The sequence below is a fragment of the Kribbella sp. NPDC051620 genome (assembly GCF_044453825.1).
In the GTDB taxonomy this organism is placed as follows: Bacteria; Actinomycetota; Actinomycetes; order Propionibacteriales; family Kribbellaceae; genus Kribbella.
Genome location: NZ_JBITDB010000006.1, coordinates 238,163 through 256,689, shown reverse-complemented (window position 1 = coordinate 256,689; position 18,527 = coordinate 238,163). Strand labels below are relative to the sequence as shown.

General features: G+C 67.2%; 15 protein-coding genes. 7 read left to right on the top strand and 8 right to left on the bottom strand.

Annotated elements, in window-relative coordinates; translation table 11 throughout:
- Positions 1-10 precede the first annotated feature (10 nt).
- From ACIA12_RS30785 to ACIA12_RS30760, 6 genes are all read right to left on the bottom strand, one after another.
- The gene (locus ACIA12_RS30785) at positions 11-1,015 is read right to left on the bottom strand and encodes an ABC transporter ATP-binding protein (protein ID WP_396370680.1); all 1,005 of its coding nucleotides are present in this window, start codon (positions 1,013-1,015) and stop codon (positions 11-13) included.
- Positions 1,012-2,058, bottom strand: a complete 1,047-nt coding sequence (locus tag ACIA12_RS30780) for an ABC transporter permease (protein ID WP_343964468.1) — start codon at positions 2,056-2,058, stop codon at positions 1,012-1,014. The genes ACIA12_RS30785 and ACIA12_RS30780 overlap by 4 nt, the downstream gene beginning before the upstream one ends.
- 3 nt (positions 2,059-2,061) lie before the next feature.
- Positions 2,062-3,042: an ABC transporter permease gene (locus tag ACIA12_RS30775; protein WP_396370679.1), complete on the bottom strand. Its 981-nt coding sequence runs from the start codon at positions 3,040-3,042 to the stop codon at positions 2,062-2,064.
- A complete protein-coding gene (locus tag ACIA12_RS30770; RefSeq protein WP_396370678.1) occupies positions 3,039-4,106 on the bottom strand; it encodes an ABC transporter ATP-binding protein in 1,068 nt (355 codons plus the stop codon). The genes ACIA12_RS30775 and ACIA12_RS30770 overlap by 4 nt, the downstream gene beginning before the upstream one ends.
- A 78-nt stretch (positions 4,107-4,184) precedes the next feature.
- Positions 4,185-5,867, bottom strand: a complete 1,683-nt coding sequence (locus tag ACIA12_RS30765; protein ID WP_396370677.1) for an ABC transporter substrate-binding protein — start codon at positions 5,865-5,867, stop codon at positions 4,185-4,187.
- A gap of 213 nt (positions 5,868-6,080) precedes the next feature.
- Entirely contained in the window at positions 6,081-7,106 is a 1,026-nt protein-coding gene (locus tag ACIA12_RS30760; protein ID WP_396370676.1) for a LacI family DNA-binding transcriptional regulator, read from the bottom strand.
- A gap of 289 nt (positions 7,107-7,395) precedes the next feature.
- Here ACIA12_RS30760 and ACIA12_RS30755 point away from each other — a divergent pair, with 289 nt between their 5' ends.
- Both ACIA12_RS30755 and ACIA12_RS30750 read left to right on the top strand, forming a co-directional pair.
- Entirely contained in the window at positions 7,396-8,631 is a 1,236-nt protein-coding gene (locus tag ACIA12_RS30755) for an ROK family transcriptional regulator (RefSeq protein ID WP_396370675.1), read from the top strand.
- Between the two features lie 107 nt (positions 8,632-8,738).
- Entirely contained in the window at positions 8,739-10,082 is a 1,344-nt protein-coding gene (locus ACIA12_RS30750) for a GH1 family beta-glucosidase (RefSeq protein WP_396370674.1), read from the top strand.
- A 445-nt stretch (positions 10,083-10,527) separates the two neighbouring features.
- Here the strand turns inward: ACIA12_RS30750 and ACIA12_RS30745 are convergent, their stop codons facing one another.
- The gene (locus ACIA12_RS30745; protein ID WP_396370673.1) at positions 10,528-11,799 is read right to left on the bottom strand and encodes a family 16 glycosylhydrolase; all 1,272 of its coding nucleotides are present in this window, start codon (positions 11,797-11,799) and stop codon (positions 10,528-10,530) included.
- A 285-nt stretch (positions 11,800-12,084) separates the two neighbouring features.
- Between ACIA12_RS30745 and ACIA12_RS30740 the strand changes: the two genes are divergently transcribed.
- From ACIA12_RS30740 to ACIA12_RS30730, 3 genes are all read left to right on the top strand, one after another.
- Positions 12,085-13,983, top strand: a complete 1,899-nt coding sequence (locus ACIA12_RS30740; protein ID WP_396370672.1) for a ricin-type beta-trefoil lectin domain protein — start codon at positions 12,085-12,087, stop codon at positions 13,981-13,983.
- 203 nt (positions 13,984-14,186) lie between these two features.
- Complete coding sequence (locus ACIA12_RS30735; RefSeq protein ID WP_396370671.1) at positions 14,187-15,008, top strand: MerR family transcriptional regulator; 822 nt, start codon at positions 14,187-14,189, stop codon at positions 15,006-15,008.
- Positions 15,009-15,014: 6 nt separating this feature from the next.
- Positions 15,015-15,365 carry a VOC family protein gene (locus ACIA12_RS30730; protein ID WP_396370669.1) on the top strand — a complete coding sequence of 117 codons (351 nt, stop codon included), beginning with the start codon at positions 15,015-15,017 and terminating at the stop codon, positions 15,363-15,365.
- Between the two features lie 36 nt (positions 15,366-15,401).
- Here the strand turns inward: ACIA12_RS30730 and ACIA12_RS30725 are convergent, their stop codons facing one another.
- Positions 15,402-16,196, bottom strand: a complete 795-nt coding sequence (locus tag ACIA12_RS30725) for a hypothetical protein (protein ID WP_396370668.1) — start codon at positions 16,194-16,196, stop codon at positions 15,402-15,404.
- 164 nt (positions 16,197-16,360) lie between these two features.
- Here ACIA12_RS30725 and ACIA12_RS30720 point away from each other — a divergent pair, with 164 nt between their 5' ends.
- Together ACIA12_RS30720 and ACIA12_RS30715 are read left to right on the top strand one after the other, a co-directional pair.
- Positions 16,361-16,957, top strand: a complete 597-nt coding sequence (locus ACIA12_RS30720) for a putative quinol monooxygenase (RefSeq protein WP_396371175.1) — start codon at positions 16,361-16,363, stop codon at positions 16,955-16,957.
- 132 nt (positions 16,958-17,089) lie between these two features.
- Positions 17,090-18,385, top strand: a complete 1,296-nt coding sequence (locus ACIA12_RS30715) for an extracellular solute-binding protein (protein ID WP_396370667.1) — start codon at positions 17,090-17,092, stop codon at positions 18,383-18,385.
- Positions 18,386-18,527 lie beyond the last annotated feature (142 nt).

The following is an 18,527-nucleotide window of genomic DNA, read 5'->3' as shown; positions in this document are numbered from 1 at the left end:
TTGTGAGAGATCAGCCGACCGGAACGCGACCGGGCAGCCAGCAGGCCACCTCGCGGTTCGGGTCGTTCCTGGCCTCGGGTACGCCGAGGACGGGGATCTCCGTCGAGCAGCGGTCGAACGCGTGCGGGCACCGCGGGTGGAACGCGCAACCGGTGGGCATGCCGCGCAGATCGGGCGGCGACCCGGGGATCCCGGCCAGCTCCCGGCGCGGACCACGCAGCGCCGGGAAGGACTTGAGCAGTCCTTCGCTGTACGGGTGGAGGGAGTCCTTGTAGAGGTCGGCCGACTTCGCCTGCTCGACGATGCGGCCGCCGTACATGATCGCGATCCGGTCGGAGAACTCGACCAGCAGCGACAGGTCGTGGGTGATGAACAGCACCGAGAAGTCGAGCCGCTCGCGCAACTCGACCAGCTGGGCGAGGATCTGGCGCTGCATGACCACGTCGAGGGCCGTGGTCGGCTCGTCCATGATGACGACCTGCGGCTCGAGGACCAGGGCCATACCGATCATCACCCGCTGCCGCATACCGCCGGACAGCTGGTGCGGGTAGGCATCCATCCGGTCGGCGGAGATGCCGACCAGCTTGAGCATCTCCTTGGCGCGGGCAACCCGGGCCTCATGGCTGAGCTGCGGTTCGTGCGCCTGGATCACGTCGAGCATCTGGGTGGAGACCTTGTGCACCGGGTTGAGCGAGTTCATCGCGCCCTGGAACACGATCGAGGTCTCGGCCCAGCGGAACGCCCGCAGTTCGGAGTTGCTGAGCGACATCACGTCGTACGGTTCGCCGCCCGGCGGGTGGTAGATGACCGAGCCGCCGCTGATCACGCCGGGCGGCGGGAGCAGCCGGGTGACGCCGTACGCGAGCGTCGACTTACCACTGCCGCTCTCGCCGGCCAGCCCGAGCACCTCACCGCGGTGCAGCGTCAGCGTGACGTCCCGGACGGCCTGGACGGCCTGTTCGCCGAGACCGTAGTCGACGTTGAAGTTCTTGATCTCCAGCACTGGCGGCTTCATGCGGCGCCCTTCGCTTCGTCAGTGGCCTTCCGCACCACGGGCGTGACCGGGTCCTTCTTGCCGTTCTGGGACAGGACGGGGGTGAAGCCGACCCGCATCTTGACCGTGTGGCCGTCCGCGGTCTTCACCTTGGTGTGGCCGCTGCTGCGCAACCGCGGGCTGACGAACTCGTCGATGCCGAAGTTGATCAGCGACAGCGCGGTACCGAGGATCGCGATCGCGAGACCGGCCGGGACGAACCACCACCACGCGCCCTGTGCGAGGGCCTGCTGGCTCTGCGCCCAGAACAGGATGGTGCCCCAGTTCCACTCGGAGATGGTCGAGATGCCGATGAAGGCCAGGGTGATCTCGGACATCACCGCGAAGATCACGGTACCGACGAAGCCCGACGCGATGATCGCGGTCAGGTTCGGCAGGATCTCGACCGTGATGATCCGCCAGGTGCTCTCACCGGTGGCTCGGGCCGCCTCGACGTAGTCACGCCGTCGCAGTGAGAGGGTCTGCGCACGGAGTACCCGGGCTCCCCACGCCCACGAGGTCAAACCGATGACCAAGGCAACCATCAGGTCGCCCGCGCCGGGGATGGTCGAGGCGACGATGATGATGAGCGGCAGGGCCGGGATGACCAGGAAGACGTTCGACAGCGCGGACAGGGTCTCGTCCGCGGCGCCGCCGAGGAAGCCGGAGCTGACTCCGATCAGGACCGACAGCGCGGTGGCGATGATGCCGGCCAGCAGGCCGACGAACATGACGCCGCGGGTGCCGACCAGGATCTGGCTGAAGATGTCCTGGCCGAGGTGCGTGGTCCCGAACCAGTGCTTGCCGGACGGGCTCTGCAGGATGTCGCTGCTGCGCTTGGACGGATCGAACGGCGCGATCCACGGGCCGATGATCGCGATCAGGCAGAAGAAGGCGAGCGTGACCAGGCCGGTCGCCGCCTTGCCGTTGGCAACGAACCGCAGCCGCTGACGCTTGGCCGGGGCGGTCGCCGCGGCCGGCCCACCAGGGGTGACCGCTGTGATGGTGCTGGCTGGTGCGGACATCGGTCAGCCCTCCTTGCGGGTGCGGGGATCGAGCAGCAGGTACGCGACGTCCGCGAGCAGGTTGGCGACCAGCACCGACAGCGTGATGATCAAGAAGATGCCCTGCAGCAGCGGATAGTCCTTGGAGCCGACGGCCTGGAACAGGTTGTAGCCGATGCCGGGATAGGAGAAGACGATCTCCACCAGCAGCGTTCCACCGACGATGAAGCCGAGCGAGAGCGCGAAGCCGGACACGTTCGGCAGCAGCGCGTTGCGGGCGGCGTAGCTGACCATCACCCGCCGCTCGGACAGGCCCTTGGCGTGCGCGACGGTGATGTAGTCCTCCGAGGCGACGGTGACCATCATGTTGCGCATGCTGAGGATCCAGCCACTGACCGAGGAGATCAGGATCGTCATCGCCGGCAGCAGGCTGTGCTGGATCGCGCTGCCGATGAACGCGCCGTCCCAGGACGGCACCAGGCCGGGCTCGTAGCCGCCCGAGGACGGGAAGAAGCTGCCCGCGCCGGCCAGCAGGGTGATCGCCAGCAGGCCGAGCCAGAAGTACGGGATCGACGAGATGAACGTCGTCACCGGCAACAGGCCGTCCATCCAGGAGCCGCGCCGCCAGCCGGCCAGCACGCCGAGCCCGGTGCCGAGGGCGAAGCTGACGATGGTGGTGATGCCGACCAGCAGGATGGTCCACGGCAGCGACTGGGTCAGGATCTGCGACACCGGCGCCGGGAAGAAGGTGAACGACGTCCCGAGGTCACCGTGGAAGATCTGGATCCAGTAGTCCTTGTACTGCGACAGCATGCTGGCGTTCTTGTCCAGGCCGAACAGCACGTAGAGCGAGTGGATCGCCTCGGTGCTGATGTTGCCCTGCTGCTTGTTGATCAGCGACTGGACCGGGTCGCCCGGGATCAGCCGGGGGATGAAGAAGTTGATGGTGACGGCTGCCCACGCGGTGAACAGGTAGAACGCGATCCGCTGCAGAAGGAACTTCACTTCGCGGCCCCTTCCTCGTAGAGCCAGCACGCGGCCCAGTGTTCGCCTTCGCCGGAGACGACCGGCAGCTCGAACCGGGGCGGCAGTTCGGTGGAGCACTTCGGCATCGCGTGGATGCAGCGCGGGTGGAACCGGCAACCGGTCGGCGGTGCGATCAGGCTCGGCGGCTCACCGCCCGCGTTGTCCTCGGGAGCGTCCTTCGGGTCGCCGACCCGGTCGAGCCGGTCGGGGTCGGGCGCGCTCTCGATCAGCAGCCGGGTGTACGGGTGCGCCGGGTTCTGGGTGAGGGTCTCGGAGTCGCCGCCCTCGACCATCCGGCCGGCGTACATCACCAGGGTCTCGTCGGCGAAGTACCGGGCCGAGGCGATGTCGTGGGTGATGTAGAGGATGGCCAAGTTCAAGCGTTCTTTCAGGTCTCGAAGCAAGTTGAGAACCCCGAGGCGGATCGAGACGTCGAGCATCGAGACCGGCTCGTCGGCGAGCAGTACCTCGGGATTGGCGCCGAGCGCGCGGGCGATCGACACCCGCTGGCGCTGGCCGCCGGACAGTTCGTGCGGGAACTTGTCCAGGTAGCGCTCGGGCGGGGTCAGCTGGACCCGCAGCAGCAGCGCGTTCAGGTTCTGCTCGAGCTCGGCGGCGCCCTTGCCCGCGCGGCCGTGGATCTTCAGCGCGCGGGTGAGGTGGTACCGCACGGTGTGGACCGGGTTCAGCGAGGCGAACGGGTCCTGGAAGATCATCTGCACCTGGCGGCAGTACGCGCGGAAGCCGCGCCCGCCCCGGACGGTGATCGTCTCGCCGTGCAGCCGGATGTCGCCGGCGGTACGGCCGTACAGCTGGGCCATCAGCCGGGCCACGGTCGACTTGCCCGAGCCGGATTCGCCGACGAGCGCGGTGACCCGGCCCCGGCGAAGCGTCAGCTGGATGTCGTCCACCGCGTGCACTGCCTTGCGCTCCTTGGTGAACAGGTCGCGCAACCCCCGGCGGACGGGGAAGTGTTTGGTGAGGCCGTCGGCCTCAAGGACCACGTCGCCCGTGGTCACCGGTTCTGTCTCGGTCGCCGTCATGACGTTTCGCACTCCTAGCTAGATCGTGGCACCGCGGCCGGGATCCCCAGGTGGTGGGATCCCGGCCGCGGCGTGTCCTTAGGCTCCTGCGGGCTTCAGGTTGAGGACGATCTGGAGTGCGTTCTGCTGGGTGGGCTGACCCGGCGCGTACGGGTTCGCGTCGTCCGGCCAGCCGGTCCAGTTCTTGGTGCTGTACAGGCCGCCGACGTTGGACGCCGAGGTCGGGATGATCGGCATCTGCTCGACCATGATCTTCTGCAGCGTGTTCAGCGCGGTGGTGCGGGCAGCCTCGTCGGCGGCGTTCGCGTACTCGTCGAGTGCCTTGGTGGCCTCCGGCGAGTTGAACCGGCCGTAGTTGCCGCTGACGCCGCCCTTGCCGACCGGCTTGAGGATCTTGCCGTCCATGATGTTCTGGTAGATGTCGAACGGCGTCGCGCCACCGTTGGTCCAGTGCATCGCGGCGTCGAAGTCACCCTCGTCGATCTTCTTGAACCAGGCGTCCTGGTTCGCCTTGTCGACGGTCGCCTTGATCCCGATCGTGGACAGGTTGTCCTTGATGATCTCGAGGTCGGTGATGTAGTCGGACCAGCCGGCCGGGTCGGTCAGCGTGATCGTGACCGGCTTGCCGGTCTTGTCCTTCAGGACATCGCCCTCGAGCTTGTACCCGGCCGCGGCCAGGTCGGCCTTGGCGCCGTCGACGTCGACAACGTGCTTCTTGTCCTTGTACTCCGGGGCGATGAAGGACTCACCGGCCGGCGTCGGGATGCCGGTGATGGACTCGACCTTCGGGTAGAAGTACCCGGCCTCGCCCTGCTGGAAGATGTCGTCGCGGTTGATCACCTTGTCCATCGCCCGGCGCAGCGCCGGGTCGTCGAACGGCTTGCGGGTGGTGTTGATCCACAGGCCGTGGATGCCCAGGTTGGCCGGGAAGAACAGCTTGTGGTTCTTCTCGTCCTTCGACTGGTAGACCGCCTTCACGTTCGGGACGAAGACGAAGCTCCACTCCGAGGCGCCGTTGGCCAGCGCGGTGGTCTGCGCGTTGTTGTCGTTGTACGAGGTGTAGCGCAGTTCCTTGATCTTCGGCAGGTCCTGCCAGTACGAGTCGCGGACCGTCAGCGTGGTGGTCTGCGGGGTGAACGACTTGATCGTGTACGGCCCGGTGCCGACCGGGCTCTTCAGGATGTCCTTGCTCGGGTCCTTGATCGCCGACCACTGCTTCTTCGACACCACGAAGACGGTCAGCACCTTGTTCTGGTTGGTGAACTGCGACCGGGTGAAGGTCAGGTCCACCTTGTTGCCCGACGCGGTGATCGTCCCGTACGGGATCGCGTCGGTGTTCAGGCCCTCGTTGTCCTTGCGGAGCTGGAACGAGTACGCGACGTCGTCGGCGGTCATCGGCGTACCGTCGGAGAACTTGACCCCGTCGCGGATGGTCAGCGAGAGCTTGGTGAAGTTGGCGTCCCACTTCCACTCGGTGGCCAGCCACGGCTTGCCCGGCTCGGCGGGCTTGATGCCGTTGATCATCACCAGCGGCTCGAAGATCATCCAGCGGTAACCCAGCGACGCACCGGCCGACGAGCCGAGGAACGGGTTGTGGTTCTCGGTCTGCGGGCCGTTCGGCATTCCCACGTTGAGCACGGTGGTGGTGCTGCCGCCCGTGCCGGCCGTGTTCTTGCTGTCGTCCCCGTTACTGCAGGCAGCCATCAGGGCTGCCGCGAGCACGCCCGTGAGGGCTAGCGCGACTGAGCGTCGAGCTCGCATCGTTCCTCCTGTGTTTCGTCCAACTGGTTGGCGGATGACAGCCGATGACTGTCGGGTGGTGCGTGGTGCCTGGGGGTCTTCGCATCGTGCCGTGAAAGCGCTCTCATGGGAATATCGGCGGCGCTAACAGATCGGTATCGGTGCTGATCGGTGACGAATGCTTTTCACCGGCGGCGGAGCGGGGGCAGCCACTCCGCCGCCGGGGTCTGGTGACTAGCGGTTCACCGTGTGGCGGGCGGTCACGGGGGCAGTTGAACTGCGGACGATGAGGGTCGTCGGCAGCACTTGGGGCTCTTCGGGCATCGGACTGCCGCCGAAGTAGCCCATCAGCATCCGGGCCGCCGCCTGACCCATCTGGCGCATCGGCTGATGCACCGTGGTCAGCGGCGGTTCGGTGTGCTGGGCGTAGGGGATGTCGTCGAAGCCGACCACCGACACGTCGTTCGGCACGTTCCGCCCGGTCTCCCGGACGGCCTGGATGGCGCCGCCGGCGGACAGGTCGTTGTGGGCGAAGATCGAGTCGAACTTCAGTCCGGCATCGAGGGCCTGCTGGACGCCTTTGCGGCCGCAGTCGTGGGTGAAGTCGCCTTCGAAGACGAGTCTCGGGTCGAGCTCGATCCCGGCCGCCGCGTAGGTGTCGCGGAAACCGTCCAGGCGTTCCTGGGTACAGCCGAACCAGTCCACGCCGGTGATCACCAGCGGGTGGTGCCGGCCGAGCTCCAGCAGGTGCTGGGCAGCGGCCGCGCCACCGGCGCGGTTGGTGGTGGCGACGGACGGGAAAACAGGTTGCTTGGCCCGGTCGTCGATCAGGACGACGGGCAAGCCGCGGGAGTGCAGTTGCTCGATGTACGCGAGCGTGCCTTCCGGCTCGATCACCAGCAGGCCGTCGAAGGACTGGGCCGAGACCTGGGAGGCGAACTGCTGCATGGATTCCTCACCCCGGTTGCAGGTGAACAGCAGCAGGCCGTAGCCCTCGGATTCGACCACGTCCACGGCGCCCTGCAGCACCTCGCCCATCCAGGGCCAGGTCAGCGAGGGGACCAGCATGCCGACGATCCGGGTCCGGCCGCGGGCCAGCCCGACGGCGCGGGCGCTCGGCACGTAGCCGAGCTCCGCGATCACCTGACGGACCCGCTCGGCGGTGCGCAGGTCGAGCTCGCCCTTGCCGTTCAGGACACGGGAGACGGTGGTCTTGCTCACGCCGGCACGGGCGGCGACGTCGGCGATGGTGATCGACACTTCAGCTCCCCTCGGGCGGTTGGGGTCATGTTGCCGCGACGTGTCCGGAATGTTCGGAACCGGTTTCGGAAGCGGTTCCGTAGAGTGAAGCGGAGTGAGTCAGCTCACGTCAATCACGGTGCGATAACGAATCACGACTAAGTTCACGATTTGTAAGAAGTCCTACGTTGTCCACCCGCTCTGTTCCGTTCCAGCCCTTCCGGACCGGCTCTGGTGCATGATGGACTTCTGGGCGAGGGATCGATTTCAGCGGTCCGCAGCCGGCAATTCCGAGGGTGGACCGCAGAACATGGATGTACGCCGGACGACTGTGCGCGACATGCGCCGGTCCAACCGATCGGTGCTGCTCACCAGCATCTACCGCGACGGGCCGCTGAGCCGGTTCGAGCTGGGCCACGAGACCTCGCTGAGCGCGGCCAGCGTCAGCAACCTGGTCGGCGAGATGCTCGAGGAGGGGCTGGTCGAGGAGGCCGGCTCGGTCGAGTCCGACGGCGGCCGGCCACGGGTGCTGCTGCGGGTGCGGCCGGCCTTCGGGTACGTCGTCGGCGCCGAGGTAGGCGAAACGCGGGTCCGGGTCGAGCTGTTCGACCTGGCGATGAACGTGCTGGCCACAAAGGTCTACCCGATCGAGACGCCGAAACCAGATCCGGCGCTGGCCGTGAAGTACGTGCTGGCGGGTCTGCGGGCCGTTCTCGACGAGGCCGCGATCGCGCCCGATCGGGTGCTCGGGCTGGGAGTCGCGGTGGCCGGTGTGGTCGAAGGACCCGCCGATGCGGTCGTACACGCGCAGACGCTCGGCTGGGACGGGGTTCCGCTGGGCGCCCTGCTGGCCGCCGGAACCGAGATCCCGATCCAGGTCGACAACGGCGCCAACACGCTCGGGCAGGCCGAGATGTGGTTCGGCGCCGGCCGGGGCGCGACCGATGCGGTGGTCGCGCTGGTCGGCTCGGGCGTCGGGGCGGCGCTCGTCACGGGTGGCACCAGCTATCGCGGGACCCGCAGCAGTGCGGGCGAGTGGGGCCACACCACGATCATGTACGGCGGTCGTCGGTGCCGCTGCGGATCCGACGGCTGTCTCGAGGCGTACGTCGGCGCCGAAGGTGTGCTCGATCGGCATCGACTGGCCGGTGGCAGCGAGGTGTCCTTCGGGGCCGATGAGGAAGCCGCTTTCATCGCGCTGCTCGACTCGGTCGACTCGTCCGAGGCCGCGGCGAAGGTGGTCGAGGACACGATCGGCTACCTGGGCGCGGGTTTCGCCAACCTGGTCAACCTGTTCAATCCCGAGCGGATCGTGCTCGGCGGCTGGTCCGGGCTGTTGCTGGGTGAGCGCTATCTGCCCGAGCTGCGCGCGGCCACTGCTCGCCACGCGTTGCGTCAGCCCTACGCGCAGGTGTCCATCGAGCTGTGCGAGCTCGGTCGCGACGCGGTCGCCATGGGGGCCGCGACGCTGCCGATTCTCCGGTTGCTCCGGGACGGCGGCACCACGTCGCGCGCTCCGCGCAATCTCACCGCGCGCGTTCGCTGACGTCGGTCTTTCGGCCCGCACGGTTCCGGAACCCCGTTCGCTATTCCGGGTTCAGGACTTCAACTATGCTTTGAAAAAACCCGCCTACTACCCCTTGGGGGTCACCGATGGTCGAGCTCTCCCCGCTCCGGCAGGACTTCGTCTGGGGTACCGCAACGTCGGCGTACCAGATCGAAGGCGCGATCGACGCCGATGGCCGGCTGCCGTCGATCTGGGACACGTTCTGTCGTGTGCCCGGCGCCATCGACAACGGTGACACCGGTGACATCGCGTGCGACTCGTACCACCGCTGGCCCGAGGATCTGGAGCTGATCAAGCAGCTCGGCGTCGACGCGTACCGGTTCTCGATCGCCTGGCCGCGGATCTTCCCGACCGGCTCCGGCGAGGTCAACGAGGCCGGTCTGGCGTACTACGACCGGGTCGTCGACGATTTGCTTGCCAATGGCATCAAACCCTTCATCACCTTGTACCACTGGGATCTGCCGCAGGCGCTGCAGGATCTCGGCGGCTGGGAGAACCGCGACACGGCGTACCGGTTCGCGGAGTACGCGGCTGTCGTCGGCGCCCGGCTCGGTGATCGGGTGACCGACTGGGTCACGCTGAACGAGCCGCTGTGCTCGGCCTGGATCGGTCACTGGGAAGGGCGGATGGCGCCCGGCATCACGGACCCGACGATCGCGGTGCGCGCGTCGTACAACCTGATGCTCGCCCACGGACTCGGTGTCGCGGCGCTGCGCGAGTCGGTCCCGCAGCCGCCGTCGATCGGCCTGGTTGTCAACCTCAGTGGGATCGAGCCGGCCAGCACGGCCGCTGCCGACATCCGCGCCGCGCAGGTTGCCGACGGCCACATCAACCGCTGGTGGCTCGACCCGCTGTTCGGTCGCGGCTTCCCCGCGGACATGGTCGAGGTGTACGGCGTCGAGCTGCCCGAGCAGCCCGGCGACGCCGAGATCATCGCAGCGCCGACGGACTTCGTCGGGCTGAACTACTACTTCCGGCAGATCGTGAAGGCCGACGAATCCGTTCCGGTGCTGGGATTCAGCCAGGTGCCGGGTCCGAACGCAACGCACACCATGCTCGACTGGGAGGTCCACCCGGCGGGTCTGGAGGAGCTGATCCTGCGGCTGGCCAAGGAGTACGGCGCCGAGAAGATCTACATCACCGAGAACGGCTCGGCCTGGGTCGACCAACCTGATGCGGACTTCAACGTCGACGACACCGACCGAACCGCTTACCTGGAAGGCCATCTGGCCGCCTGCGTCCGAGCGGTCGAGCAGGGCGCCCCACTGGCCGGCTACTTCGCCTGGTCCCTGATGGACAACTTCGAATGGGCCTACGGCTACGCACCCCGCTTCGGCCTCGCCTACGTCGACTACCCCACCGGCAAACGAGTCATGAAAACCAGCGGCAAAACCTACACCAACCTGATCAAGACCCACCGCAAGCCGTAACAAGAACAAGAAGTTATAGAAGTATAAGACTCGGTGGGGCGCCGCAGGTTGCGATCAGCTTGCGGCGCCCCTTCGGTATGTCCGCAATCCGACCCCTGGGTTGAGTCGCTAACCAGAACTCGCCATGTTCGCTGACATGACGAGGTCTGTACAGCTCCGGCGCCCGCCGACGACCGCACTAACCGCATCTAGTCCTGCACTGTCCTGCGGCTGCGTGTCGGGTTTGAGCGGATGGATCCCAGCCACGATGGCGCTCGTTGCCGGTGTTTGCCTCGGCAGTACTGCGCGACACCTGACAGCAAAGCAAGGTGCCATGGAGATCCATGGCACCTTGTGTTGCTGTTCCGTCATTTCTGTTGTATTTGTTCTTGGTTGTTTCTTTGTGGTTCGGTTCTTGTTTTGGGTGGGGGCAGGCGGTGTGCGCCTGTCCCCGGGGTGTTGGGTCTTAGATGGTCCACTTCTGGGCTGCGGTGCCGTTGCAGGTCCAGATTTGGAGGCGGTTGCCGTTGGCTGTGTTGGCTGACGGGATGTCTACGCACTTGTTGGCTTGCGGGTTGACCAGGTCCTGGGCGCCGCTGTAGGTGAACTGTTGGGCGGGGTTGCCGCTGCAGGTGGCTATCTGGAGTTTGGTGCCGTCAGCGGTACCACCGCCGGCGACGTCCAGGCACTTGCCGAGGGCGCGGATCGTGCCGTCGCCCGGACGGGTCCACTGCTGGGCAGCCGAGCCGTTGCAGTCGTACAGCTGTACGGCCGTACCGTCGGCCGAGTTGGCGCCGGCGACGTCCATGCACTTGCCCAGCGCCTTGATCGCGCCGCCGCCACCGCCGCCACCGGAGGTGAGCTGGTTGACGCGGACGTAGTCGATCGTCATGGTCTGCGGCATCACCGTGCTGCCGTCGGGGTAGCCCGGCCAGTAGCCGCCGACCGCGACGTTCATGATCAGGAAGAACGGGTGGTTGAAGACCCAGGTGTCGCCGCCGAGGTCGGCGGGCGTACGGCGCTGGTACTGGACGCCGTCGACGTACCAGGTGATCGCGCCGGGCTCCCAGTCGACCGTGTAGGTGTGGAAGCCGTTGCGGAAGGCCTGGCCGTTGGGGGAGTTGTACGCCGCGCCGATGCCCTCGGCGCCGGAGTAGCCCGGGCCGTGGATGGTGCCGTGCACGGTGTTCGGCTCGCGGCCGATGTTCTCCATGATGTCGATCTCACCGTTGTTCGGCCAGCCGCCACCTTGGGCGCCGAGCATCCAGAACGCGGGCCAGACCCCTTGGGTGCCAGGGATCTTGATCCGCGCCTCGAACCGCCCGTACGTCTGGGTGAAGGTCTGTGCGGTGAGCAGCCGGGCCGACGTGTACTGGCACGGGCCGTAGTGGCACTGGAAGCCGCCGTTCTCCTGGCGCGCCGTGATCACCAGGTTCCCGGCGCCGTCCTTGGCGGAGTTGCGGGTGCTGTTGGTGTAGTACTGCCGCTCGTCGTTGCCCCAGCCGGAGCCGCCGATGTCGTAGCGCCACTTGCTGGAGTCGGGGGCCTGGCCGGCCGGGCCGTCGAAGTTGTCCTCCCAGATGACCGGGCCGACCGCGTTCGCCGCCATCGGCGAGGCGGCCGCGTCGACTGCGGAGGTGCCGGCTGTCGCGGGGGATTGGAGCAGAGCGGTGCCGACCAGGGCGGCGCCTGCGGCGAGCAGGGCGGCTGACCGGAACCGGGTACGCGTGAGCCTCATGCGTGCCTCATTTCTCGCGCGGCCGGAGCGTGTGTCCGGCCGTTGGGGGGCGGGGGCGGACTGTCGCGAGACAGGGAATCGCTGGGTGGCAGCTTGCTGTGAGAACGCTCTCAGGTCAAGACCACATATAAATATAAGACGTGAAAAAAGTTCAGCCCTGACGTTGACACGGTCATTCACGGATGGTTATCTCAAGCTGACCACCAGTTGCGGCGCGGGCAGACGCCGGTACCTCGGGGTCCTACCCCACTCTGAGAACCCCTTGAGCAAAAGGGAGATCCGCCCATGTCTCCGAACTGGACCCTCCGTCTCGGCGGCCGGCGCCGGCGTGTGCTGCCGGCGCTTGCCGGGCTCGCGGCCCTGTCCGTGATCGCGACCGGAATCGGCATCAGCAATCCCGAGCCCGCCCACGCCGCCGGCGAGCAGGTCAACATCTACCTGACCACCACGAACGACTCGGCCGGCCAGAACGTGACGCGCGGCCTGCAGCAGCAGACGCCGGTCAACTTCGGCCCGGCCGGTGGCTCGGCCAACCAGACGATCACGGTCAACGAGAACACGACGTACCAGTCCTTCGAGGGAGGTGGGGCGTCGTTCGCCGACAGCTCCGCCTGGCTGCTGAACAGCAGCAACGTGATCTCGGCGACGACCCGCAACCAGGTGATGAAGGACCTGTTCGACCCGGTCAACGGGATCGGCCTGGCGTTCGTCCGCAACCCGATGGGCGCCTCGGACCTGGCCCGGTTCAACTACTCCTACGACGACACCTGCTGCAACCTGAACGACTTCACCATCAACCACGACCTGGCCGACGTGGTGCCGCTGACCAAGCAGGCCAAGCAGCTCAACCCGGCGCTCAAGGTGATGGGTTCGCCGTGGAGCGCGCCGGCCTGGATGAAGGACAACAACGACTTCGTCCACCGCGGCTGGCTGAAGGCCGAGTACTACCCGATGTACGCCCAGTACTTCATCAAGTACATCCAGCAGAACGAGGCCCAGGGCAACCACATCGACTACGTCACGGTGCAGAACGAGCCGACCTGCTGCGGCAGCGACAGCACCGGCTACGCGTCGATGAACTGGAACGGCTCGGGCCTGCTCGAGTTCACCAAGAACCACCTGTTCCCGGCGCTGCACGCGGCCGGGCTGGCCACCAAGGTGATGGTGCTCGACTACAACTGGGGCAACTACAACGACCTCGGCTCGGTCCCGCTGGCCGACGCGACGCTGCGCAACGACCCGAACTTCGGCGGGATCGCCTGGCACGGGTACGGCGGTGACGTGAACCTGCAGACGCAGATCCACAACCAGTACCCGAACGTGCCCGCCTACATGACCGAGCACTCGGGTGGTACCTGGATCCCGAACCAGCAGGTCGAGGACATGAACAACCTGATCGACTACACCCGCAACTGGGACAAGTCGTGGGTGAAGTGGGGCCTAGCGCTGGACGAGAACCACCTGCCGTTCGTCGGCTCCGGCTGCAACGTCTGCACCGGCCTCGTCACCGTGCACCGCAACGACGGCCAGGCCGGCCAGGTCACCAAGACGGTCGAGTACTACACGATGGGGCACCTGACCAAGTTCGTGAAGCCGGGCGCGCTGCGGATCGACTCGACCGCGAACGCCTCGGTCAAGAACGTCGCCTGGAAGAACCCCGACGGCTCGAAGTCGCTGATCGCCTTCAACACCACCGGCGGCAGCCAGTCGGTCCGGGTGAACTGGGGCAGCCAGTCCTTCACCTACACTCTGCCGACCAAGACCTCGGCGACCTTCACCTGGTCCGGCACCCAGGGTGGTGGCGGTACGGGTGGCCAGATCACCGGCCTGGCCGGCAAGTGCATCGACGTGGCCGGCGCGAACAGCGCGGACGGTACTGCGGTCAACCTGTACGACTGCAACGGCAGCGCTGCCCAGCAGTGGAGCCGGCCTGGTGACGGCACCCTCCGTGCGCTCGGCAAGTGCCTCGACGTCTCGGGTGGGTCGGTCGCCAACGGCGCGCAGACACAGCTGTGGACCTGCAACGGCAGTGGGGCACAGCAATGGAACTACGCGAACAACGACCTGACGAATCCACAGGCGAACAAGTGCCTGGATGTCACCGGCAACAACTCGGCCAACGGGACCCGATTGCAGATCTGGTCCTGTACCGGGGCCGCAAACCAGAAGTGGACCATCTCCTGACGGGGAGCGACTGATTCGGATCACCTGACCCGGATCGCCAGACCCGGTGTCCGCACGGGGACACCTGCAGTCCGACCGCCATCGCGCCCCCGGTGGCGGTCGAGCTGCGTTCGAGCTCCGCGACTCGTCCGGCCGGCCGCCCCGCAGCCGGACGAGGCGCCGGGCTTGACCCTCCGGTAGGCGGAGGGTGGAGAGTTGCCTGCATGACGGCGTCGGTGACGATCGGTGAGTTCTCCAGACTCACGCATCTGAGCGTGAAGACCTTGCATCACTACCACGAGATCGGCCTGCTGGCTCCGGCGCGGATCGACGCCTCGTCGGGCTACCGCCGGTACGAGACGGCGCAGGTCCCGGTGGCCCAGCTGATCCGGCGGCTGCGCGATCTGCAGATGCCGCTGGCTCAGGTGCGAGCCGTGGTCGAGGCGCCCGATGTCCAGACCCGCGACCAGACGTTGAGGTTGCATCTGGATCAGATGGAGCGCGAGCTGGCCCAGACGCGAGACGTGGTCGCGTCGCTGCGGTCGATGCTGACGCTGCCGGTCGGCGAGTTGGCGGTCGAGTACCGGTTCGTACCGGCTTTCCGGGCGTACGCGATCACCGACCGCGTCGATCGCGACTCGATCGACGCGTGGTGCGGGTCGACCTTCGGCGTGCTGGGGGAGATCGCCGGGCGGTACGGGATCGACGCGACCGCGGGAGCGACGTACGGGGACGAGTTCTTCACCGAGGATGCCGGTGAGGTGGTCGGGTTCCTGCCGGTCGCGCCGGATCAGCCGGCGATCGATCGGGTCTCGCTGGTCGATCTGCCGGCCGGCTATTTCGCGATCACCCGGCACGACGGTCCGTTCACGGACTTCGACCGGACGTACGGCGCGCTCGGCAGCCATGTCGCCGAGCACTGCGAGGTCGCTGCCGGGCCGATTCGCGAGCTGTACCTCGTCGGGCCGGGTGACGGCGTCGACGAGACCGAGTTCCGTACCGAGATCTGCTGGCCGATCCAGCGGATCCCTTCTCCGAAAGGCTGAACCACCATGTCCATCACTCTCGAACACGTCGTCTTCGACTGCCGCAACGCCGCCGAACTGGCCGGCTTCTGGGCCGGCGTGCTCAACACCCAGGTCGATGCCGAGAGCAACGAGTTCTTCGCCACCGTCAACAAGGCGGCCGACGGCCCAGCGCTGATGTTCATCCAGGTCCCCGAGGACCGGGCCGGCAAGAACCGCCTGCACATCGACTTCTCCACCACCGGCTGGGCGGCCGAGGTCGACCGCATCGTCAGCCTGGGCGCCAAACGAGTCGGCGAGTTCGACGAGTACGGCGCCCACTGGGTCACCCTCGCCGACCCGGAGGGCAACGTCTTCGACCTGGCCGAAGCGCACTGAGTAGGTCTCCGGCTGCCTCTGCCGCCGGAGACGCCTTCACGACGGACCAGTGGGCTGGTACCTGCGGCCGTCCTTGGTGGTGGCTTGGTCGAGGTCGAGTAGTTCGTTGAGGAGGTCGCGGGCTTTGAGGGTTGGCCAGCGGAAGGCTCGGGCCAGGTCTGTGGGGGCGGCGTCGAGCATGGTGTCGAGGTATTGGCGGGCGGCCTCGCGGTGGTCGAGGCGGCCGCCGACGTCGAATTGTTCGCAGGTGAGGGTTAGGAGGGCGGCGGGCCAACCGTTGCTCTGTTCCTCGACGCCGGCGGTGGTGACGAGCAGGTTCTTCTGGAGTTCGCCGATGGCGCGCTGGTACTTGTTCTTGTCGCCGAGCAGGGCGCGGAGGGTGGCGCTGGAGAGCGGCTCGATGGCAAGCGCGGCGGCAAGTTCGTGCGCTGCGGGGGAGAGGTCGAGGTGCTCGTGGTCGTCTAGTTCGCCGTCGCCGGGGTAGAGGTTGGCGAGCAGGCTGGGGGAGAGGAAGGAGCCCCGGCCGCCGAGGAAGGCGCCGTACCAGGCGAGGCCGCGGCGGGGGAGTTCGTCCTTCCAGCCCCACACCTTCTGCTCGTTGTCGTTCATGCCGCCTGCGAAGGGCTCCTCGTCCTCGCCGGCGACCGCCTCCCACAGCGACGGGCCGATCGGTTTCGCGGCGGGGAAGAGCAGCGCGAAGCCGACGTCGTCGACGAACTTGGCCGCGCGATCGACCGAGCCCACCCGGCGACCGCGCACCCACCAGCGGCTGGCGCGATCCCGCGCCAGCTCGTCGGTCGGCTGTCCGTTTGTGGTACTCGTACGCCCCATCCGCACAGTCAATCACCGGCCGCCGACAGTTCGCAGTGAGAGACCGGTGAAGGGCATTGCCAGCCGACGGCGACCGGAGGAATGTGGAGGACGACCGGTGGCGCCACCGGGGTGCCACCCAGATCCGAAGGGGGTGGACCGTGTACGCGCGTTCCACCACGATCATGGCTAGGCCGGAGTCCGTCGACGCCGGCATAGCTGAAGTGTGCGACAGCGTGATGCCCATGGTCACGCAGATGGAAGGCTGTATCGGCCTGTCCATGCTGGTCGACCGAACCTCCGGGCGGTGCATCGTCACCAGCGCCTGGCGGTCCGAGGAGGCGATGCGTGCCACCGACGAAGAGCTCCAGCCGACCCGTGAACGCGTCGGGCAGATGCTCGGTGGCAGCCCCCAGGTCGACGAGTGGGAGATCGCCGTCCTGCACCGCGACCACCAGTCCACCGACGGTGCCTGCGTCCGCGTCACTTGGATGCAGGTGGACTCCGCGGACCTGGACCGGGCGATCGATGTCTACCGGATGGCATCCCTGCCGAAGGCCGAGGAGCTGGCCGGCTTCTGCAGCGCCAGTCTGCTGGTCGACCGCAGCTCCGGTCGTGCCGTCTCCTCGGTGACGTACGACAGTATGCAGGCGATGGAGAGCAACCGGGAGGCGGCCGCAGCGCTGCGATCGGCTGGTTCGAAGGACTCGGGGGCCGAGTTGCTGGATGTGGGTGAATTCGAACTCGCGCTGGCCCACTTGCGGGTACCCGAACTGACCTGACGCTCTGACCCGCCCCTCCAGTATCGATTTGGGAACGCTCCCACTGAGCTCTTGACAGTGACTCAGGTCACCCCGATGCTCTTGGGAGCGCTCCCAGATGGAGCGCCCTGAGTAACTAGGAGGGGTCAGGCGATGAGCCAGACGAAGCGGTTCCTGGCGGTCACGGTGGCTGCCGTGACGGCCATCGGCATGGTCGGGGCATGCAGCAAGAACACGGACACCAAGCCGGCGGCGGACGGCCAGGTCAATCTCGTGGTCGACACGTTCGGTGATTTCGGCTACAAGGCGCTGGTCGCGCAGTACCAGACCGCGCATCCGAACGTGAAGGTCGAGCTGCGCAGCGTGCAGAAGCTCGACGACTACAAGCCCAAGCTCACCCAGTACCTCGCGGCCGGAACCGGCGCCGGTGACGTGGTGGCGCTCGAGGAGGGCATTCTCAACGAGTTCAAGACCCAGCCGCAGAACTTCGTCAACCTGCTCGACCAGGGCGCGGCCGACCAGCAGGCGAACTTCCTGCCGTGGAAATGGGAGCTGGGCCGGGTCGGCGCCGACGGTCCGCTGATCGGCCTCGGCACCGATGTCGGTGGCCTGGCGGTCTGCTACCGCAAGGACCTGTTCGCGAAGGCGAAGCTGCCGACCGACCGGGAGGCGGTCTCGAAGCTGTGGCCGACCTGGGACGAGTTCATCACCACCGGCAAGAAGTTCACCGCCGCGAACACCGGTGCCAAGGGCTTCGTCGACTCGGTCACCACCAGCTTCAGCGCGATGCTGTCGCAGGCCGGCGAGACCAACTTCTACGACCGTGACAACAAGCTGATCGCCGACTCCAACCCGGTCGTGCGGCAGGCCTGGGACACCTCGATGAAGATGGTGTCGGAGGGCGTCAGCGCCAAGATCGCCACCTGGTCGAAGGACTGGGAGGCCGGCTTCAAGAACGGCAGCTTCGCGGTCACCATGTGCCCGTCGTGGATGCTCGGCATCATCAAGACCAACTCCGGCGCCGCGAACGCCGGCAAGTGGGACGTGGCCGCGGTACCTGGTGGAGGCGGCAACTGGGGCGGCTCGTGGCTGGCCGTGCCCACCCAGAGCAAGCACCCGAAGGAGGCCTACGAGCTGGCCAAGTTCCTGACCAGCCCCGAGGGTCAGGTCGCAGCCTTCAAGGAGGCGGGTCCGCTGCCGTCATCGCCGAAGGCGCTGGACGACCCCGCGTTCCTGGCGCTGACGAACGACTACTTCTCCAAGGCGCCGGTCGGCAAGATCTTCGGCGAAGGCGCCAAGTCGCTGAAGCCGGTCGTCCTCGGCCCGAAGCACCAGGCCGTCAAGGAGCGTGCCTTCGAGCCCGCCATGCAGGCGGTCGAACAGGGCAAGCTCACCCCCGACAAGGCTTGGCAGCAAGCGCTGAAGAGCGCTGTCAAAGAGGCGAAGTGACCTCTTCCAGCGTCATCCGGTCGTGGGGGGGGGGGGGGGGGGGCCGCCCCCCGGGGGGGGGGGGGGGGGGGGGGGGGCGCGCGGCCCGGGGGGGGGGGGGGGGGGGGATGGGGGGGGGGGGGGGGGCGGGGTTGTTGGTGTT

What these genes read in the sequence shown, in the direction of transcription:
- ACIA12_RS30785 (WP_396370680.1), bottom strand. Translation starts at nt 1,015, where the DNA reads ATGAAGCCGCCAGTGCTGGAGATCAAGAACTTCAACGTCGACTACGGT.
- ACIA12_RS30780 (WP_343964468.1), bottom strand. Translation starts at nt 2,058, where the DNA reads ATGTCCGCACCAGCCAGCACCATCACAGCGGTCACCCCTGGTGGGCCG.
- ACIA12_RS30770 (WP_396370678.1), bottom strand. Translation starts at nt 4,106, where the DNA reads ATGACGGCGACCGAGACAGAACCGGTGACCACGGGCGACGTGGTCCTT.
- ACIA12_RS30765 (WP_396370677.1), bottom strand. Translation starts at nt 5,867, where the DNA reads ATGCGAGCTCGACGCTCAGTCGCGCTAGCCCTCACGGGCGTGCTCGCG.
- ACIA12_RS30755 (WP_396370675.1), top strand. Translation starts at nt 7,396, where the DNA reads ATGGATGTACGCCGGACGACTGTGCGCGACATGCGCCGGTCCAACCGA.
- ACIA12_RS30750 (WP_396370674.1), top strand. Translation starts at nt 8,739, where the DNA reads ATGGTCGAGCTCTCCCCGCTCCGGCAGGACTTCGTCTGGGGTACCGCA.
- ACIA12_RS30745 (WP_396370673.1), bottom strand. Translation starts at nt 11,799, where the DNA reads ATGAGGCTCACGCGTACCCGGTTCCGGTCAGCCGCCCTGCTCGCCGCA.
- ACIA12_RS30740 (WP_396370672.1), top strand. Translation starts at nt 12,085, where the DNA reads ATGTCTCCGAACTGGACCCTCCGTCTCGGCGGCCGGCGCCGGCGTGTG.
- ACIA12_RS30735 (WP_396370671.1), top strand. Translation starts at nt 14,187, where the DNA reads ATGACGGCGTCGGTGACGATCGGTGAGTTCTCCAGACTCACGCATCTG.
- ACIA12_RS30730 (WP_396370669.1), top strand. Translation starts at nt 15,015, where the DNA reads ATGTCCATCACTCTCGAACACGTCGTCTTCGACTGCCGCAACGCCGCC.
- ACIA12_RS30725 (WP_396370668.1), bottom strand. Translation starts at nt 16,196, where the DNA reads ATGGGGCGTACGAGTACCACAAACGGACAGCCGACCGACGAGCTGGCG.
- ACIA12_RS30720 (WP_396371175.1), top strand. Translation starts at nt 16,361, where the DNA reads ATGGCTAGGCCGGAGTCCGTCGACGCCGGCATAGCTGAAGTGTGCGAC.
- ACIA12_RS30715 (WP_396370667.1), top strand. Translation starts at nt 17,090, where the DNA reads ATGAGCCAGACGAAGCGGTTCCTGGCGGTCACGGTGGCTGCCGTGACG.